This is a genomic window from Arthrobacter sp. T572 (assembly GCF_056780115.1).
In genome coordinates this window covers 3,526,296-3,539,268 of the sequence record NZ_JBRAZQ010000002.1, presented here as the reverse complement: position 1 = coordinate 3,539,268, position 12,973 = coordinate 3,526,296, and the positions used below count along the sequence as shown (strand labels likewise).

Sequence of the window (12,973 nt, the reverse complement as noted above, 5' to 3'; positions counted from 1 at the left end):
GTTTGAAGTCCAAACGACGGATTTCGCACGTGCCTAGATCGAGAATGCCGATAGCTTCAGCTTCTGTTCCCCGATGTCCTCGTGAGCGGAAAAACCGAAACTAGGTGGTGTTTTGGGGCAAATTAGGTACTGGAAAGGGTCAAAATAGGTGGTGCTCGAAGGTGGTCTAGGTGCTGGAGCTGTCCTATGTCGTGCGTGTCGGGGGATGTCGCTCGGACATCGTTCGGAGATGGGAGCGCTTTCGTGGCCGCTAGTGTTGTGTGTCCAATGCTTGAGTACAGCTTCAACATCGACATGATGACAACGCGTTGAAAGCGGCTTTGCACAATTGCGGACAGATGTCGCACCGTTTGTCTCCGGTTGGCCAGCTCTGCGGTGGAGGTTGCTGTTTTTCGTGCAAGAATCACGGCATGGACCAGTTTGAGCGGCAGACGAGGGAAGAACTGGTTATTCTCGAGGCCCTGATGCAGGCGATAGATCGACGCGACGAGGTTTTCCAAACAATTGAGGATTCAGAAGACGTCAATGAGGCCACTCCTCGCGTTGCTCAACTTCTGGGAGTCGAGACGGTTGCCAGCCGGGCGGTCCTAGATGTGCAGGCCCGGAGATTCACCCGCGACCAGCGTCAAAGGAGCGCCTTCCGTGCGGCAGAACTTAGATCCGTATTGGGCGAAGGGGACTGACTTGAGGTCCGTGCCCGGCGCTAAACAGACCTAGTAGCCCGCCCTTTTCAAGCACACATAAGTAACCAGGCAGCCGACCAAGCCCAGCAGTACCCCGGCCCACGCGGCGGGTTCCGAGCCTCGAACGAGCAGAGTAACCGGAAAAAGACAGGGTATGACTGCCAGGGCGCTTCCCTTTCCGGCACTGGCGTCTTGGCCGGTACCGTGCACGAACTGTCTGTAGTACATGGCGAGCCCGGCTAGGAACGCCATCAGGCCAACGAACACCAACAGCAGCCAAGGCCAACCAACCATCGTGAACAACGCCAGCCCGACTCCGGAAGCGACGGAACGTCCCAGCCGATAGCCCCTCGCTGACTTCAGGTGCCACATTTCCAGTTCCTCAGCGCAACGAGGCCGTCTCGGCGCGGGCTGACATCTCACGCCTTCTGGTTCGGAACCAACCCACCAGGGATGCCACGGCCGCCACCGCACTCAGGGCGCAGAGAGTCGGATTGTTGGAAAACGACAAGCACGCGGCCAACACATGGAACCCTGCCGTGACCAGGAACAAAACCTTCATCTCCCACATCCAATCCCTCGACGTCCCCGAGGTCCCAGCCTTATCCCAAATCATCAGCACTAGGTGGTAGGGACCCAAATGCACGGGCCAATGACAGCGGTACTAGGTGCTGTGGCGTCGAAAAATGGGTGGTGCTGAAACTTATCTAGGTGCTCAGACGGTATCGTCCAACGCATGGGGAAAACCAAGCCAGCACCGCGAACTATGGCGACTGCCGCCGTCGTACTTCTTGCCCTCAGCGCCTGCGGCGTTCCAGCCGCCTCAACGCACAGCGGCGCACCGACTCCAACCGCCGCGTGCCCAAGCGCCGGCACCGAACCCCAACCCACCAACTGTGTCCCCTACGACGGAGACGCCGCCATGGCCGCCAACGAGACCTACCGCCAACGCGGAAAGCTCAGTCCGGACGTGCAAGCGGAACTGAACCAGCACATTGCCCCCGCCGTCGAGGCACTGCAGAAACTCCCGCGGCCCGCCACGGCGGACACCGTCACTGCCGCATTCAACCGCCTGCATTTAAAAGAGGTTCAAACGGACGACGGCGGCACAGGCGTGAGGTTCGGGGTGACGCTGCCAAGCGGAGGCTGCCTGTACGGCTTCGTTCCGGATCAAGGTGACGTCACCGTCCAGGCCGGCGGCGGAATCATGGACGGCGGATGCCTGGAGATGTTCGGCCATTAGGCCCTCCAGGAGGGCCCGGAAGCCCCGCACCCAGCACCACCTAGACCCAAGCTGCATCACCACCTAGGGAGGCTCTCCCACCACCTAGTTTTGGTGTTTCGACCACCTAATTTCCCTCTTTGGGCTTGCGCAGTGTCCACTTTCACACCCATGCCCATCACCGCATCCATAGTCTCCTTCACAGGAACGGGCCCTGAGCACCCTCGGGGCCGTAGTGGAGCGACTATTGGGGGTCGGATAGATGACGTTGACTCAGCAGCAGGCCACAGCTGCGGCAGTGGACCAGTGGATCACCGGGATTCCCGGACGGATCCAAGGGCCCGCAATTTTCGTGGAGAATCCGGACCACGCACCATATGCCAAGAAGCTTGCGGACCGGGATGCGACAGTCCTTGTACTGGGCGGCGATGCCGGCGACCACACCATAGTTCCGGTGTCAGGCGCGTTCGCTGAGACTGGCGAAGAACTCCTGATTGACGGGTCGTTGAGCCTGGAAATCCAGGACTATGTGGCCATCCCGTTCATCAATCTGGTGGGCGTCACGGTGGTGCGCATGACCACCCTGGAAGACTGGCAGGCATTCTTCGATGACGCCGATGCCGCCCGCAGCTCTGGGCATTTCATCCAGCAACTGACTGAAGTCAACGCAGTGCTGGCAGAACGTGCTTTGCTCAGCGGACTGGCCACCCACAGCCTGGTGATGCCCCGGCTCCACATCACCGGGGACGGACGGATCCTTAACGGACCCTACGGAACCAGGATCGGCCAAGTGGGCGACCCCCTTCATGACCTGCGCCTCCGGTCCCTGGCCCTCCACCCGGAGTCCTCCGTGGCTGCGGTGTCCGAACCGGGTGACATCCGCCGCCTGCTCCGGGAAAGGCCTTGGCTACCCCGGTATCTGGCAGCTTTGGACGCTTGGAAGTTCATTCCCCGGGAAGAAAGGGCAGCAACCCAGCTGGTGGGCTTCGGGCTCAGCCTCTACGGCGCACTGGACAGCAGCAGTACGGCCTCGCCTGACGCCCCGTTTATCCTGCACCGCGGCGGTGAACACGCGTTGTTGGATCCTAAGACAGGCCGACTGTTTAAGATCGGCAAGGATGCGGCAACCATCGTGGAGGCAGTGTCCAACCTCCAGGACTTCAACACCGCCGCGATACTGGCCGCCCCGGCACTGGGCGTTCCCGCCGCGCAAGCGGAAAGCTCGGTACGCGCCGTGGTGGCGCAGTTCGACCAGTTGGGCATCGACATCCTCGGAGTCCGGTGATGACCGGCCAGTCACCCCGCACAATGCTGCCACTGTGGGTGCCGCTGATTCCCCAACACGACTTCGTGGCGGAGAGTTACACGGCAACCGCGGCCCAAGGCGTCCACGTGACCTTCGCGGACGGCCGCCGACGCATCTGCGCCAAGAGCGGTCTGTGGAACGCCAACCTCGGCTACGGCAACCAGCGGATCGCTGCGGCCATGGCAGCGGAGTTGGAGACGGCGTCGTACCTTCCCCTTTTCCGGTCGGCCCACGGCAAAGCAATCCAGGCAGCGGACGCCTTGTTGTCCTTGCCTGCCCACCCGTTCCAGCGTGTGCTGTTCTCCACGTCCGGCGGTGCCGCCAACGACGCCGTCATGAAACTGGCGCGGCAGTATGCGGCCTTGGCGGGACATCCGGAGAAAAAGCTGATCGTCGGCTTGGAGCGCAGCTACCACGGCCTCACCTACGGAAGCCATGCGCTGGGCGGCGATGACCTGGGGCAAGCAGTGTACGGGGTGGATACCCGAAATATCCGGCACGTCAGTGCGGACGACGGCGGCGAAGGGCTTGCCGCGCTGATGCGGCGGGAAGGGCACCGGATAGCTGCCGTGGTTGTGGAACCGGTCCTCGGCTCCGGAGCGGACGCACTCCCGCAAGAATTCGTCAGCCAACTGCTGGGCTACCGAAAAGACCATGGCTTCCTGATCGTCGCGGACGAGGTTGCCACGGGATTCGGCCGCGTGAAGTCCTGGTTCGTGTCCGATGAATGGGCCGAAGGCCCGGACGTAATTATCACCTCGAAGGGTCTGACCAACGGGACTTCCGCCTGCGCTGCCCTGCTGATAGGAACACGCGTCACCGCCGCGTTCGACTCCAGCGAGGCCATCTTCGTCCAAGGTGAAACACAAGCCGGAACTCCTGCTGCGTGCGCGGCCATCCTGGCAACCATCGATGAAATGAAAAGGCTCGACCACGAGCGGCTCAATGTGGAGGTTTCGCAAGGGCTGGACGAGCTCATCGAATCACTGACGGCTATTCCAGGCGTGGGAAACACGTCCGGCCGTGGCTGCATGAGGGGCATCCAACTGTTGAGCAGCAATGGTGTTCCGTTGGCGTCGAACGCAGTGCTTGCCGTGGTGAGGCGCATCCATCACACGGGTGCCTTGGTCCAACCCGGCCCCGGCCGGATCCAACTCCTTCCTGCCCTCGTCTATACGCCCGACAACTTCGCCGAGCTCAAAGAGGCAATCTTCACGGGCCTCCAGGACGCACGTCGGGATGGAGTTTTCGGATGATCGCCGACAAAACGTGGCGGACCCGCAGCGTCATTCTCGACGCCGGAATGTCACCGAAGTATCTGCATGCCCTGACGCGCGGGCGCACCGGTTTGGTGCTTGATCCTGCGCTCGGCGGGCAACGCGACCGGCTGCTGGCAGGCGACCTGAGAGGAGCACCAATTCTGGAACTCCCTGCCGGGCCCGTCGATACGGAAAAGGTCCGTGAGGTCACTGCGTTTGTCCGGGCCAAGGGACTGCGGACCGTGGTAGGCCTGGGCGGCGGTTCGGTCATGGATGCCGTGAAGCTGGGGGCGCTGTTCTCCGCCGACCCCAGCCTGGCTGTATACGTGGAGCGCCATGCCAGGAGGTCCGGCCTGATGGTGGTGCCGGCGATGGCTGCACCCCATGAGCGCCCACGGACTGTCCTCATGCCGTCCACCATAGGGACCGGAGCGGAAGTCAGCGCAGTAGCGTGCCTGGACACCGCCGTCGGGCGCCGGCTCCTGGCCTCACGGCACTTGGCTGCCGATGCCGCGGTCCTGGACGCAGCGCATCTGGCGGACTTGCCGCGGCACCTGCTCCTGGAGGGGTTGCTGGAAGCTTTCCTGCGCGTGGCCGGAACTGTTGCGGGCAGCAGCGCCAGCATTTTCGACGACGACGCCCACCTGCTGCTGTGCCGGATCGTTGCCTTGGGGCAACGCCTCACACAGGAGGATTCTCCGGGGTTGAGACTGTCGGCCGCGCGGCTCAGCCAGGAAACACACACCGGATGGTCCTTGGCAGGCCGGGACCCTTACGGCGCCAAGCATTGGTACGTCGCCAACGAGCTCGCCTATCACGCAGGAATCCGGAAAATGAGTGCCACCGCCGCCATCATCCCCGCGATTTGGGAAGAGATCACCCGCGGGGCAGCGGCTTGGGGCGACGCCCGCAGACTGGCCGCGCTCTGGTCAGCCGTGACCGGGACAGACTCCAGCCTGCCGCCGAATCCTGCGCTGGGAATCGCCGAACTGATGCGCAGATGGGGACTAAACCAACCCACTGTCGTCGCGCACGGTACCGCGCAGGAAGCCGCCAGCTCCTCGATCAGGAACTGGGGCGGCGTCCTGCCCATGCTTCGCGGACTCACTGCAGCGCAGGTCCTGCAGGTCCTCCAGCCGGGAGAGGATCCGGCGGGAGAGGACCCGGCGGGAGTGGACCCGGCCAGCAGAGAACAGCGGGCCGCATCGAACTTGCCACATGCCACTACACCGACGGCAAGGGAAAGGAGGTGACTACATGAGCAGCCTTACTGCACCGAAGACCCTGGACCTGCATATCCAGGAACTTGAAGCCATGGATGTACCCGATGACTGGGACGAACGGATCAAGGGAATCTCCTGCGGGCTCGCCTTGGTGACGATCGCCGTCACCATCACCTGATGGCGGGTCCACTACATCCAGCCCCGGCCCAAGGAAGGAGGTGAAACAGCACCACATGCACAAGCAGCTCAATATCTCCGTCCAGGAGATCGAATCCATGGATACTCCGGACTTCACCAACTGGTTCGTCGGCGTCACCCAGGGTGTAGCAATCGGCATTATCGCCGTCAGCATCACCTAGGCCAACCATGTCCCCCTGAACAACACCCTGAAAGGAGGCAGCAATGACGCTCCAACTGTCCATCGAGGAAGTGGAAAATCTCGATACCCCTGATGACACACCGTGGTACATCCGCGTCGGTGACGTGATCATCATCGCCGGCATCGTCGTCGGAATCGCCGCGACCTGACCCGTGCGCGGGCGGGAGGTTCTGGTCCCGCCCGCGCGCACCTTTCAATGGCCACTTCCGGAGGAGACAAGTCGATGAAACCGACACCAGACAAAACCGCAGACGCCATTCTGCGCGTCCTGGGTCACGTTGATCCGCCCGAGGATCTTTACAGTGCATCAGGATCGCGCCTCTACGATCTGATCACTGCCGACGACCTCACCGAGCTTCCCGAAATCCTGGCGGCAGCCCGCAGCACCAACGGGCCCATCCTTGAGCTTGCCGCCGGGTCCGGCCGGATCACCCGTGCCCTGCTGGCTTTGGGACGCCCCCTGACGGCCGTCGACTCCTCACCTGAGATGCTGGCGATGCTCGCTTGCAAAGTCAGGACCAAGGAGTTCAACCCCCGCAGCGTCCCGGTTGAACTGGTGGAGGCGGACATGTCCACGCTGGAGCCCGACGGCGGTTACGGTTGCGTTGTCCTCGGTGCCAGTTCCATCACGCTCCTTGACCCGGAAGGACGCCGGAACCTCTTCCGCCGGGTCCGCGGTTCCCTGGCCGCCGACGGTCGCTTCCTGCTGACCGTCCTGAATGCTGACAGCCACCAAACGTCGGGAACCTACGACGGCGGCACAACAGTTTCCGCTCTTGGGGACGACGCCTTCCTGATCACCGCGGAAAGCCGCGATTCCGTAAACGGCGCCAGGCACGTGACCATGATCCACGTCAGCTTCAACGAGGGCGGCACGTACCGGTCCTCCGCCTACACCAGTGAGGTCGCCTTTGTCAGCAATCACCTGATCGAGTCCGAGATCACGGCGGCCGGGCTGGAGATCCTTGAGCGCCGGCCTGTCCGGTTGGCTACGCCCAGTCCGGAACTGAACGACGTTGAACTCTGGGTGTGTGGCCCATGAGCATTGATGCCGTCACCACGCTTGACCCGGCGTCGGGCCTGCTTTCCGAGGCAAGCGTTCACCTGCCCAATGACGTGGGCCTTTGGCGGACCGTGGGCTATCTGTCCAACACCGCCGCCGCCGGCACGGGGTACTCATCCGCGGTGGGGGCCTTCGACCTTCGTCGACGTGCCTCCATGATCCGTGCCGCCGGAGAAGCCGTGGAGCGCTTCGCGTTGGTCCGCGTTGAGGGCGATCGGGATGTCCTGGCCGTGTCAACGGACGAGGACCGCCGCATCGACTTTGTCTCGGCGGGGCTGGGACGGGCCTCCGCACTGGCCTACGACTTCCCCTGGTACCGCGCACGCAACCTGCAAACCGGTGCCGAATCACAAGTTCCGGCTCCGGTGGTGGACTACGGTCCCCAACAGCCTGGCGAACCGTGGGATGCCTTCTTTGATCCCTCTCCCAATGGGGCAGCGTCCGGTCCAACGGCAACCTTTGCCCAAGCTGCTGCCCTGGCCGAGGTCCTGGAACGGGACGGTTTCCTGGCCGCTTGGTACAAGGGAAGTCCGCTCCATCAAATAGACACTGCCCGTCTGAAGGGCCTACCGGACTGCCGCGGCCTGACCCAGCTTCTCGAATCAGCCAAGACCGCCGGCATAGATCCGTGTCTCGCGTTTGTCCCGGAAGACGGCTCCCCACTGCACACGGCTGTCTGCATCATTTGTGATGGCAGCGGGCCGGGATTTGGCGCGGTTGGGCTAAAAACGTCTGCCGACCCGCTGACGGCGTTGCTCGGGGCGCTCCAGGAAGGCCTGCAGATCCGTGAGCTTTTCCTGGCCCGGACACCGCACGCGAGCAGCGCCGCCCTGCAGGTCACTGACGACGATTCGCGCGCTGCCTACTGGTCAACCCCTGGCGCTGTTCAGCGACTTCAAAACTGGGTTGGTTCCTTTGCAGAGTCCGGAATCCCCGCAGGCAAGCCCGTTCCTGATGCAGCCGCCCTGGTCCGGCACCTGGCATCGCGCGGCGTCGGCTCACACTGGGTTGATCTCACGCACCGCCTTCCGGTACGGATCCGGGAGTTGGGTTGGGTCAGCGGCAAAGTGGTCTGCCCGGGTGCCCTGCAGTTGACAATGGACGAAACCAAGGGGCTTTCCATCCCGGATAACCGGAGGGCCGGGTGGGAATCCTCCGGCCATACGACCCCGCACCCGCTGATATGAGCTTGCGTAACAATATGTCCCGGTCCGCAGCTCAGCCGCTTGAATGGCCGGTGCGGCTCAATTCCGTGGCGTCCATCGATCAACCCCTCGACGCGGGTGGTCCGTGGATAGTTGCCCTGAATCAGGTGCCAAAGGCCCGCGTTTCGGCTGACGTGGCCGCGGTGCTGCGGACCGTTGACGGCACCCTGCTGCCCGGGCAGGTAGCAGCTGCTCTCGGGAGCCAATGGACTGCGGAGGACGTGGAAAACGTGGTGGGCCGGTTGGCCCACACCGGAATCTTCGACGCCGGTCCGCACCGTGCAGAGGTCCGTCGCGTGCAGTTCCGGGCACCCTTGACTGTCCAACTCACGCTGTTCAACCCGGCGCCCCTGCTCCAGGCCTTGCGCCCGGCGTTGGCGGTCCTGGTACGCCGGGAAACAGCGGCCGCCCTTGCGATCGTTCTGGTGGCAGGCCTCCTCGGCCTTGTCACGGCCAGCGAAGATATCGTCCGGGTTTTGTCCACACCGTTGCCCATGGAAGCTTATGTTTTTGTGGTTGCGGCCATGTTCGCCTCCACCCTGCTGCACGAACTGGGCCACGGAATGGCCCTAACGTACTTCGGAGGCACGCCCAGACGCATCGGCATCATGCTGTTCTACCTGTCTCCGGCATTCTTCTGCGACGTGACGGACGGTTGGCGCTTGGGATCCCGCAAGCAACGCGTCGTGATCGCCTTGGCCGGTCCGGTGGTCCACGCTGCCTTGGGTAGCCTGGCCCTGGCAACGCATCTATTCCTCCCGGCCTCCCCGCTTGGCGATGCTGTCCTGCTGTACGGGGTGATCTGCTTCGCGGTGGCGGTCCTCAACCTGTTCCCCTTCATCAAGTTGGACGGCTATGTGGCACTGATGTCATGGCTGGATGTGCCGCACCTGCGCAGGAAAGCCCTGGATGCATTGGCCGGCGTCGTCGGCTATTGGCTGCTGGGTGCACCCCGAAGCAATCACCATCAGGGGTGGCTGCCGTGGTTTGGCCTGGCGGGCTTTGTGTCGGGCGCAGCCTTCACCTTGGTTGGCTTCCAACGGCTGGTGCCCGTCTTCCTGCAGCTTGGGCTGGTGGGACACGTGGTTGTGGCCGCTGGTTCTTGCCTGCTCCTCGTAGTGGTCCTCAAGATTGTCCTTGCCTTCTTCGGCTCCGCGGCCAGGCAGGGAAGTCCTTTCTGGAGGCGTGCAGTAGTTGTGGTGGCTGGCGTGCTGTGCGTTGCTGCCCTTCTCGCAGCAGTTCCCGTCAGGCCCACCACTGTTGCCGGCTACACCTACAGCGACGGCGATCTTCGTATTGTCATGCCAACGGTGTCCGGGACACACTCCATCTCCGCCGGGGACGAGGTGATCCTGCAAACGCAGGGCATGGTGATCAACCTCGAAGTGGCCAGGGCCAGCGTTGGTGACCAGCCGCCGTCGAACATCAACGCACCAGTGGAGACGGTAGGGCCGGTGACTTTCCCGGGCGCCCTGGTGCCGGTGCTTGCCTACCCAGGCGAGATGCACGCCTTCGCATCCTCCACCCCTGCGTCCGGACGCGCCGTGATCAGCGGCGGCACAAGCGTGAGCCTGGGGGAGTGGCTTTGGAACGCCATCACCGGGTCGCCGTTGTGGCCGGGCTCGTCCGTGTCCGGAACCGACCCCACGAAAGGTGCCCCATGACTGTCTACGCCAAATTTGCACACTTCAGCAAGAAACGCGGAGACCAATTGGTGGTGGACGACCTGTCCTTCGAGGTGCCCGCAGGCAGTGTTGTAGGACTGATCGGCCCCAACGGTGCCGGCAAGAGCACGGCGCTCGCAGGGTTGACTGGCCTGGTGGCCGCGACCTCCGGAAGTGCCACAGTTTTCGGGACCGGGTACCGGGGACTGCGGAGACCGGCCACCAAAGTGGGAGTGAACCTCGATTGCATGGATATGGAGCCTGGCCTGAGCGGTCGCAGACACCTCCAGATCTGCCAAGTGGCCGCAGGCGTGGGCAGGGACAATGTGGAGCGGGTCCTGGAGCAAGTGGGCCTCGCCGAGCACGCCGACAGGAAGGTCAAGGACTATTCCCTGGGAATGCGTCAACGTCTGGGCATTGGATCCGCAATCATCGGCGATCCAAAGCTTTTGGTCCTCGACGAGCCCGCAAACGGGCTGGATCCGGAAGGCATCCAGTGGCTGCGCCAGTTTCTCAGGGGCTTCGCCGCAGCGGGTGGGAGCGCACTTGTTTCCAGCCACCAATTACTTGAACTGGAACACGTGGCGGACAGCGTGGTGGTGCTGAAGCGCCGAACCATGTTCCAAGGATCCTTGGCGCAGGCCAAAGCGATCGGTGGGGGCAGCCTGGAAACTGCGTACTTCCGCATCCTCGAGGACTCATGGTGAAGGACGACGTGCGGGGAACGATCATGGACGTGGTCCGGTCCGAACTCCTGCGGTACATGAGCGGCTACTCGGTGCTCGGTGTGCTGGCGTTCGCGGCCCTGGTGCCGTGGTTCATCGCCAATTTCGCCGGCTGGCCTGGCAACTCCGAAGCCGTGCCGCCGGGTTACCACATCCAGGCTTTCTGGGGTTTGGCGGCAAGCATCGCCGTAGTAGCTGCCTTTGCCGGGAGCTATGTGGTGTCCCGGGAGTCCTACTACGGCACTTTGCGGCGTACCGTCCTGGTGTCCGGACTGGTTGCCGTGGCGGTTGCCAAGTACGCTGCCGCGTTGGCCATAGGCAGCGGCATCATGCTGACCGGTATTGCTTTGTGGGGTGCGAGCGTCGCGTTCGCCGTACCCGCCGCGGCCCACGCCGAACTCCTGTCCCCTGAATCGTGGCGCTTCCTGCCAGGAGTCGTCCTCGCCGGGGCCATGGCATCCTTGTGGGGCTGCTCACTGGGCTGGATCATCCGGCATTACTACGCAACGACGATCGTCACCATGCTCCTTCCGCTGGCTGTCGAGTTGCCGTTGCTCTTGAGCTTCCCGGAAGCAGCGCGATGGCTTCCGTCCGGAGCCTTGGCAGGTGTGGCGTCATTGCCTATTAGCGGGCTCCTCGGCCCGGTCCCCGCCTTTGCTGTGTCCTCGGGATGGCTGGCAGCCAGCGGGTTCGCCGCGGCCAAAGTGCTCGAAGGCACGGAATTCTGAGTGGGCAACTTGTCAGCAGCCTTCATCACGGATCTGGTCCGTCCCTCCTTATGGCGTCACGCGGCCGTGGGTTCGTTACTGGTGGGTGCGCTCGCCGGAACCTTGTATACCCTCGCCTACTTTGAATCCGGGCCGTCGTCCCTCGGAACCGAGGCAGTGCTGTTGAAGTCTGCCCTTTCCCTGGTCCTCACAGGCTCCGCGCTGCTGGGTTCTTTCGCGTTCACCTTGGCCTTCAGGACAGGATCGCTCCATCTGCGGGTTCTCTTGTTCCAGCGGACCCCGGCGTTCGCAGCAAGGGCAGGATCCACCATGGTTGCGGCTTCCGCCTTGGGAGTTGCCACGGCAGAACTTTGTGCGGCCCTTGGTGCCTTGGTGTCCGGAACAACCGGGATCCATGCTCCAGGTGTGTTCGCCGCCACGGGGTGCATGGGTGCCGCATGGGGATACTCGATTGGTTCGCTGGTGAGGAACCACCAAGTGAGTCTCTTCCTTGTTCCCCTGACCTTGGTGCTCCCGGGGCTTGCTGCTCAGCTGATGCAGGAGGCCGGTCAGTTCGTCTTTCCCTTGGCAGCAGCGGACTGGGCGGATCGGGCGATCCTCAGCCAGCCGGCGTCGTGGTCTCTGCTGACCTCGCTCGGCTGGTTAGCCGCCGTCGGCGCCGCAGCCCTCGGCGTCTTCACCAAACGCGACCTGGCTTGAACCACAACCCAATGAAGGAGTCCATCATGAACCGCACACCCCTGGTCTGGCTGCTGCTGGCCCTGGTCCTCGGCACGTACGGCGTGTCCATCTTCATGAGCAATGCCAACAACCCCGCGTGGTGGTCTACTGTCTCGGGGGTCATTGCAGTCATTGGCGCAGTGGTGATGTTTGCACGATTCCTGCTTGAACGGCGATCAGACAGGAGCGGGTAATGAGTTCGACCATCGATTCTTGGCAAAAGCTGTGGTCCAGCGTGGCGTACAAAGGGTTTGTCACCATTACTCGTGACACCTACATGGAAAACACCGGGACCATCTCCGATTGGGACATCATCAGTGGTGCCGACTCCGCAGCGATGATCGCGTTCACGGAGGGCGGCACTCACGTGGTCCTGTTTGAGCAGTTCAGGGTAGGGCCATCCCGGCAATTGATGGAGCTTCCCGGTGGATACCTGAACCGGGATGAAACTCCTGCCGCAGCAGCCAAACGCGAACTCATGGAGGAAACGGGCTACGAAGCCGCGGCCGTCAGTGATTGCGGATCGGAATGGTGGGCCGCCAACGCCGCCAGGCGCAAACACATCGTGATAGGTGCCGAGGCGCGACTGGTCCGTGAGCCTTCCTGGGACCCGTCAGAAGCTGGAAGGGTGCACCTGCTGCCCAGCTCGGATCTGCTCCCTTTCCTTTTGAGCGGAGAGCTGACAGACGCCGGGCCCGCTTGCCGGGGACTGATGTCCTTCGCGGCAAGCGAGCCCGCCAATCCTGTGCTGGCCGGTCTGCGGACTACTGTCCGCGGACTGCTCACTTTCTAGCTA

General features: G+C 63.0%; 16 protein-coding genes. All 16 read left to right on the top strand.

What is annotated here, in order from left to right; genetic code table 11:
• Nucleotides 1-410: 410 nt before the first annotated feature.
• The 16 genes from ACUYMZ_RS17600 to ACUYMZ_RS17525 all read left to right on the top strand — a co-directional run bounded on the left by ACUYMZ_RS17600 (nt 411) and on the right by ACUYMZ_RS17525 (nt 12,970).
• A complete protein-coding gene (locus ACUYMZ_RS17600; RefSeq protein ID WP_481604891.1) occupies nt 411-683 on the top strand; it encodes a DNA gyrase subunit A in 273 nt (90 codons plus the stop codon).
• Nucleotides 684-1,419: 736 nt separating this feature from the next.
• Complete coding sequence (locus ACUYMZ_RS17595) at nt 1,420-1,926, top strand: hypothetical protein (RefSeq protein ID WP_481604886.1); 507 nt, start codon at nt 1,420-1,422, stop codon at nt 1,924-1,926.
• A 241-nt stretch (nt 1,927-2,167) separates the two neighbouring features.
• Nucleotides 2,168-3,190 (top strand): daptide biosynthesis RiPP recognition protein, encoded by a 1,023-nt coding sequence (gene mpaB, locus ACUYMZ_RS17590; RefSeq protein WP_481604884.1) that lies wholly within the window; start codon nt 2,168-2,170, stop codon nt 3,188-3,190.
• Nucleotides 3,190-4,467, top strand: a complete 1,278-nt coding sequence (mpaD, locus tag ACUYMZ_RS17585; RefSeq protein WP_481604882.1) for a daptide-type RiPP biosynthesis aminotransferase — start codon at nt 3,190-3,192, stop codon at nt 4,465-4,467. Before mpaB ends, mpaD begins: the two co-directional genes overlap by 1 nt.
• A complete protein-coding gene (mpaC, locus tag ACUYMZ_RS17580) occupies nt 4,464-5,723 on the top strand; it encodes a daptide-type RiPP biosynthesis dehydogenase (RefSeq protein WP_481604881.1) in 1,260 nt (419 codons plus the stop codon). The genes mpaD and mpaC overlap by 4 nt, the downstream gene beginning before the upstream one ends.
• A gap of 4 nt (nt 5,724-5,727) precedes the next feature.
• Nucleotides 5,728-5,871 carry a daptide-type RiPP gene (locus ACUYMZ_RS17575; protein ID WP_426004142.1) on the top strand — a complete coding sequence of 48 codons (144 nt, stop codon included), beginning with the start codon at nt 5,728-5,730 and terminating at the stop codon, nt 5,869-5,871.
• Nucleotides 5,872-5,911: 40 nt separating this feature from the next.
• Entirely contained in the window at nt 5,912-6,052 is a 141-nt protein-coding gene (locus ACUYMZ_RS17570) for a daptide-type RiPP (protein WP_426004141.1), read from the top strand.
• Nucleotides 6,053-6,095: 43 nt separating this feature from the next.
• Entirely contained in the window at nt 6,096-6,221 is a 126-nt protein-coding gene (locus ACUYMZ_RS17565; protein WP_426004139.1) for a daptide-type RiPP, read from the top strand.
• Nucleotides 6,222-6,295: 74 nt separating this feature from the next.
• Nucleotides 6,296-7,114, top strand: coding sequence for a daptide-type RiPP biosynthesis methyltransferase (gene mpaM / locus ACUYMZ_RS17560; RefSeq protein ID WP_481604878.1), 819 nt, complete (start codon nt 6,296-6,298; stop codon nt 7,112-7,114).
• Nucleotides 7,111-8,322: a YcaO-like family protein gene (locus ACUYMZ_RS17555; RefSeq protein ID WP_481604876.1), complete on the top strand. Its 1,212-nt coding sequence runs from the start codon at nt 7,111-7,113 to the stop codon at nt 8,320-8,322. The genes mpaM and ACUYMZ_RS17555 overlap by 4 nt, the downstream gene beginning before the upstream one ends.
• Nucleotides 8,323-8,336: 14 nt before the next feature.
• Nucleotides 8,337-10,004 carry a daptide biosynthesis intramembrane metalloprotease gene (gene mpaP / locus ACUYMZ_RS17550; protein WP_481604873.1) on the top strand — a complete coding sequence of 556 codons (1,668 nt, stop codon included), beginning with the start codon at nt 8,337-8,339 and terminating at the stop codon, nt 10,002-10,004.
• Nucleotides 10,001-10,711, top strand: a complete 711-nt coding sequence (locus ACUYMZ_RS17545; protein WP_426004133.1) for an ATP-binding cassette domain-containing protein — start codon at nt 10,001-10,003, stop codon at nt 10,709-10,711. Before mpaP ends, ACUYMZ_RS17545 begins: the two co-directional genes overlap by 4 nt.
• A complete protein-coding gene (locus ACUYMZ_RS17540; RefSeq protein WP_481604871.1) occupies nt 10,705-11,457 on the top strand; it encodes a hypothetical protein in 753 nt (250 codons plus the stop codon). Before ACUYMZ_RS17545 ends, ACUYMZ_RS17540 begins: the two co-directional genes overlap by 7 nt.
• A complete protein-coding gene (locus tag ACUYMZ_RS17535; protein WP_481604869.1) occupies nt 11,458-12,156 on the top strand; it encodes a hypothetical protein in 699 nt (232 codons plus the stop codon).
• A 26-nt stretch (nt 12,157-12,182) separates the two neighbouring features.
• Nucleotides 12,183-12,371 (top strand): hypothetical protein, encoded by a 189-nt coding sequence (locus tag ACUYMZ_RS17530; RefSeq protein ID WP_481604867.1) that lies wholly within the window; start codon nt 12,183-12,185, stop codon nt 12,369-12,371.
• On the top strand, nt 12,371-12,970 hold the full coding sequence (locus tag ACUYMZ_RS17525; protein WP_481604865.1) for an NUDIX hydrolase: 600 nt from the start codon (nt 12,371-12,373) through the stop codon (nt 12,968-12,970). The genes ACUYMZ_RS17530 and ACUYMZ_RS17525 overlap by 1 nt, the downstream gene beginning before the upstream one ends.
• The last annotated feature ends 3 nt before the right edge of the window (nt 12,971-12,973 follow it).

Bases quoted from the DNA above. Each gene is read 5' to 3' on its own strand.
- ACUYMZ_RS17600 (WP_481604891.1), top strand. From the start codon at position 411: ATGGACCAGTTTGAGCGGCAGACGAGGGAAGAACTGGTTATTCTCGAG.
- ACUYMZ_RS17595 (WP_481604886.1), top strand. From the start codon at position 1,420: ATGGGGAAAACCAAGCCAGCACCGCGAACTATGGCGACTGCCGCCGTC.
- mpaB (WP_481604884.1), top strand. From the start codon at position 2,168: ATGACGTTGACTCAGCAGCAGGCCACAGCTGCGGCAGTGGACCAGTGG.
- mpaD (WP_481604882.1), top strand. From the start codon at position 3,190: ATGACCGGCCAGTCACCCCGCACAATGCTGCCACTGTGGGTGCCGCTG.
- mpaC (WP_481604881.1), top strand. From the start codon at position 4,464: ATGATCGCCGACAAAACGTGGCGGACCCGCAGCGTCATTCTCGACGCC.
- ACUYMZ_RS17575 (WP_426004142.1), top strand. From the start codon at position 5,728: ATGAGCAGCCTTACTGCACCGAAGACCCTGGACCTGCATATCCAGGAA.
- ACUYMZ_RS17565 (WP_426004139.1), top strand. From the start codon at position 6,096: ATGACGCTCCAACTGTCCATCGAGGAAGTGGAAAATCTCGATACCCCT.
- mpaM (WP_481604878.1), top strand. From the start codon at position 6,296: ATGAAACCGACACCAGACAAAACCGCAGACGCCATTCTGCGCGTCCTG.
- ACUYMZ_RS17555 (WP_481604876.1), top strand. From the start codon at position 7,111: ATGAGCATTGATGCCGTCACCACGCTTGACCCGGCGTCGGGCCTGCTT.
- mpaP (WP_481604873.1), top strand. From the start codon at position 8,337: ATGTCCCGGTCCGCAGCTCAGCCGCTTGAATGGCCGGTGCGGCTCAAT.
- ACUYMZ_RS17545 (WP_426004133.1), top strand. From the start codon at position 10,001: ATGACTGTCTACGCCAAATTTGCACACTTCAGCAAGAAACGCGGAGAC.
- ACUYMZ_RS17540 (WP_481604871.1), top strand. From the start codon at position 10,705: ATGGTGAAGGACGACGTGCGGGGAACGATCATGGACGTGGTCCGGTCC.
- ACUYMZ_RS17530 (WP_481604867.1), top strand. From the start codon at position 12,183: ATGAACCGCACACCCCTGGTCTGGCTGCTGCTGGCCCTGGTCCTCGGC.
- ACUYMZ_RS17525 (WP_481604865.1), top strand. From the start codon at position 12,371: ATGAGTTCGACCATCGATTCTTGGCAAAAGCTGTGGTCCAGCGTGGCG.